Source organism: Chitinophaga sp. (assembly GCF_036569125.1).
GTDB lineage: Bacteria > Bacteroidota > Bacteroidia > Chitinophagales > Chitinophagaceae > Chitinophaga.
Genome location: NZ_DATCRF010000664.1, coordinates 1 through 3,822 on the forward strand (window position 1 = coordinate 1; position 3,822 = coordinate 3,822).

3 protein-coding genes are annotated in these 3,822 nt (G+C 46.9%); 1 reads left to right on the forward strand and 2 read right to left on the reverse strand.

Features of this window, described 5'->3' with window-relative positions:
- Positions 1-179: 179 nt before the first annotated feature.
- A complete protein-coding gene (locus VIM87_RS24765) occupies positions 180-1,157 on the reverse strand; it encodes a zinc dependent phospholipase C family protein (RefSeq protein WP_331999587.1) in 978 nt (325 codons plus the stop codon).
- Between the two features lie 247 nt (positions 1,158-1,404).
- Between VIM87_RS24765 and VIM87_RS24770 the strand changes: the two genes are divergently transcribed.
- Positions 1,405-2,229: an alpha/beta hydrolase gene (locus VIM87_RS24770; RefSeq protein ID WP_331999588.1), complete on the forward strand. Its 825-nt coding sequence runs from the start codon at positions 1,405-1,407 to the stop codon at positions 2,227-2,229.
- 92 nt (positions 2,230-2,321) lie between these two features.
- Here VIM87_RS24770 and VIM87_RS24775 read toward each other — a convergent pair whose 3' ends face one another.
- Positions 2,322-2,948 carry a DUF502 domain-containing protein gene (locus tag VIM87_RS24775; protein ID WP_331999589.1) on the reverse strand — a complete coding sequence of 209 codons (627 nt, stop codon included), beginning with the start codon at positions 2,946-2,948 and terminating at the stop codon, positions 2,322-2,324.
- Positions 2,949-3,822 lie beyond the last annotated feature (874 nt).

The window sequence follows — 3,822 nt, forward strand, 5'->3', positions numbered from 1 at the left end:
GTGTAGGATAAAGGTTAAAAAGATAGTGCCAACAAAGATAATTTAACTTTTCTTAAAAACCGTTTTTTATTTTAAATGCCGCAACACGTGAAAAGTTAAATTGAGAATAGTTGCATGCTAATGCCTGGAAGTGAATGCCACACCGGGTTTCATGGCTTGTTGCCCGGCAGCTGGGACGGTCATTCTTCTTCGTGCCCACGGCCCAGTGAACGTCTTTTTTGCCAGGCCTGGTCCAGCTGCTGAAACTCCTGCAGCTGGGAAGCAGTGAACGATCTGCCGGTCAGCTCCCGCAGGGAGGGTTGTCCGGCATTTACCCAGGCCGTATACCAGCAGCTGGCCACAGCCTGCATAGCGCCGCGCATGCGCCGTTCCACCATATTGCCCAGTAGTTGGTGATAGGCCAGGGTATAGGCTTTTGAATAATTCCGTACCAGCACACCATTCCGTTTTTCATAAGCATAACGCTGCCCCGGCGGAAACCGCCCGCTTAATTCTTTTTCCAGCCTTAACACCGTATCAGCCGCCAGCGCGCTGCCTATAATAACCTCCCACGTAAAGTCCTGTACATCCGCTATATAAGTGGCTTTGCCCGCCCAGTAGTTAAAAGCCTTATCTGCCACCAGCTCCGGTATGCGCGATTCCCACAGGCCGTGAATGCCCTGCTGGTTGGTTAATTGCCCGTTATGATTGGAGCTGGCATGCAAAGGCACATGCGCATCGGCAACATAATGTCCCAGCTCCGCAGAAATCTTCAGGATCTGTGCCGCATCCTTTTTTTCGAAAGCATCCGTTAAACGGGCCACCATACGGGGAATGTGCCAGGGTAGTATGCCATGCTGCTGTAACGTATCGGCCGTATATTTTACCATGGCGGCCTGCCAGGAACGGGGCAGGCTGTCAAAAGGCGGTGGTCCGTAATGATCAATATCTATATAATGCCGCGGCGCTTCCGCAGCCACCGCATACCTTCTTTTATCAGGATCTACCGCATGCTGCGTTATAAATTCAAGCTGCGGTTTATAGAACACCAGCATTTCCGGTGGAAGGGAGAATACCGCCAGCCGGTTGATACGCTGATGCGCAAAAAATCCCCAGCTATTCCCTTGTAACGGTAATAATAATCCTAACAGTATAAACGGTAAAAGCCGCTGGTACATACAGGTTAAGCATTTAGCATTAAGTAATTTGAAAACTACACTGAGAGAGGATTGCAGCCGCTAAAATAAGCATAAAAATTATGCGTGCACACACATAATCCTGTTTTGTTAATGGTTGGTTAAACAAATGGCATGATCGCAGACGGGTTTTTATATTTAGCATAAATATCCCACATCAGGCACGACCAAAATATGAAAACAGCAGCGCCTTAAATCCAATGCCATGAAGTAGGGGACTAACTCAATTATGGAAAATTTTACGACCATTCCGGTAAATGGTATGCCCATTTTTACCCGCAGCACCGGTGAATCTGATAAAGCCATTATTTTTATTCATGGGGGATTGCAGCAATCCGATATCTGGGACGAGCAATTGAAAGATGAGCTGCTGCAGGAGCAGTTCCGCCTTATAGCGCCTGACCTGCCCGGCCATGGGCGTTCCGGACGCAGCACCGCTCCGGAGCGGGATTACAGCATTGCCGGTATGGCCCGTCAGCTGGCAGATTATATTAATGCAAGCACCCTGGAAAATTATGTGCTGGTAGGCATTTCATCAGGCACTAACCTCATCAGTGAAGCGCTGCCGCTGTTATCGCAGCCTCCAAAAGGATTATTTTTTGCCGGTGCAGCCATTGGCAATCATGATACGCCGTGGGCCTCCGTACTACTGTCATCCCCCTACGAACAGGTGCTTACGGATGCCCCTTCAGATGCCGCTTTAACCGCCTACAGTAAAAAGCTGGTGTACCGGCCTACAGACCAGTTCATAGCTGGCTGCAAGCAATATTATTATGATACTGATCCCGTGTTCCGCACCACCTTTGGCCGGTATATGCGTGCCGAAGGCGCCAATCATATAGATGGCCTGCTGCATAGCGAGCTGCCCTTATGCCTGGTAATGGGGCAGCAGGAGAATGTGGTAAGGCTCAATTACCTGGATGGGGTTTCCTTTAAACGTAAGTGGAAAGATACCATCTTCAAAGTGCCTGCAGCCGGGCATTTGGTGAACTATGACCAGCCACAGATCTTTAACCACCTCTTATGGCAGTTTGCAGAAGAAGTGATGAGATAAGTAAAAAAGTAAAAGTCAAAAATTAAAATTCCCGGCTCCAGGATGTTACATTCAACCCTGGGTGCCCCTTTTAATTTTTACTTTTTTACTTTTTACTTGGTATGATGGTCAATAGAAGTAACGCCGCCGCTTACTGCAAACTTCATGGCTTCGCCTGCGGAAATATTCTCCAGCGGCTTCACCCTTTCTTTAGGCACCATAAATACTTTGCCGGTAATGGCATAGGCATGAGGTACGTACACGGCCATATATCCTTCCAGGCCTAAATAGCTCACATCTGTTTGGGTGATAAAGCCCATTTCCCATACATCCAGCCCGTATAGCTGTACCAGTACGGGATGATCAAATTTCTTTTTCTCGCCCACAAAAGCATCGAACACATCTTTTACAGAACTATAAATGTATTTGATGAAAGGAGTACGCTCCATCAGGCGGTCAAACATATCAAACAGGCGGCCTACAATAAAAGAGGAGCTCAGGTAGCCTACCATAATGATCAGCAGCAGCACCAGCACAAACCCCACCCCTTTATAATGCAGGTATTTATATACAAGCGTATTTTCCGGAAGCAATGAAGTGGGCAGCAGGTTATCCACCGTCATAAAGGCCCAGTAAATAGTGAACGCGGTAATGCCAATAGGAGCCAGGATCAGTAAACCCTGGAAAAAGTACCGCAGTATACGGGCGGCAATGGCTTTCATTTTAAGTTCGGGAGACATATTATTAAATAATGCTAGGTGCGGATGAGCGAATGTGCAACAGTGATTCCAATTCCGGGCGCAAATTAGCTAGATTATTCCAGATTAGGTTTACTTACATAAGCACATCTAAGGTTTGGAGCCAGTGCTTTCCAATGGCAGTGATGTTGGCAGGTTCTCATCTTGAAGGCCCCATAATTGCTCCGTAATTACTGCGCAACCAGGATGGCCGCCCTACATCGGACATCATCCACCCCCGTAATTGCCCTGTAATTGCTGCGCAATTCGGGTCAGTGCTTTGGAATATAGCTATTAGGAATAAAATATAAACAGGCAAAGAATAGGAGCTCCGCCTATGAACCATACTATCAAAAAGATAAACCTGCCGTCAAATTCCCATGTCTTTCCCATGTGTTTCTCATGTCTTTCCCTACTGAATCCCATGTTTTTCCCTAGTGAATCCCTAGTGAAGTTCATGTCAGGTACCATAAATGCGGTTTTCCAACATCCTAATACCCTCTCCAAAAAACTATTCCTCCGATCGCAACCCACTGATACCTATATCTTCACATCCCAGCTACTTCCATTAACCATACTTTCCCATCAGTACCACGCCATCTCCCCGTTCCCCTAACCCACCAGCACATTAGCACATTAGCATATTAGCACATCCGCCCATCCTTCCTCATTTGCACATCTGCATATCTGCACATCCGCACATCTCCCCCCTTTCCTCCCCAAACACGACAATTTTCATTTTTTTATTATGGAAACTTTTGTAGTTTAAAAAGTTTCCCTAGTTTTGTCGGGGCATTAGATACCTCTCAGCGCCCATTTGAACCATGGAAGTACAGGAAAGAATATTAGATACTGCCTTTGGCCTGTTCCGGCAATA

What these genes read in the sequence shown, in the direction of transcription:
- VIM87_RS24770 (WP_331999588.1), top strand. Translation starts at nt 1,405, where the DNA reads ATGGAAAATTTTACGACCATTCCGGTAAATGGTATGCCCATTTTTACC.
- VIM87_RS24775 (WP_331999589.1), bottom strand. Translation starts at nt 2,948, where the DNA reads ATGTCTCCCGAACTTAAAATGAAAGCCATTGCCGCCCGTATACTGCGG.
- VIM87_RS24765 (WP_331999587.1), bottom strand. Translation starts at nt 1,157, where the DNA reads ATGTACCAGCGGCTTTTACCGTTTATACTGTTAGGATTATTATTACCG.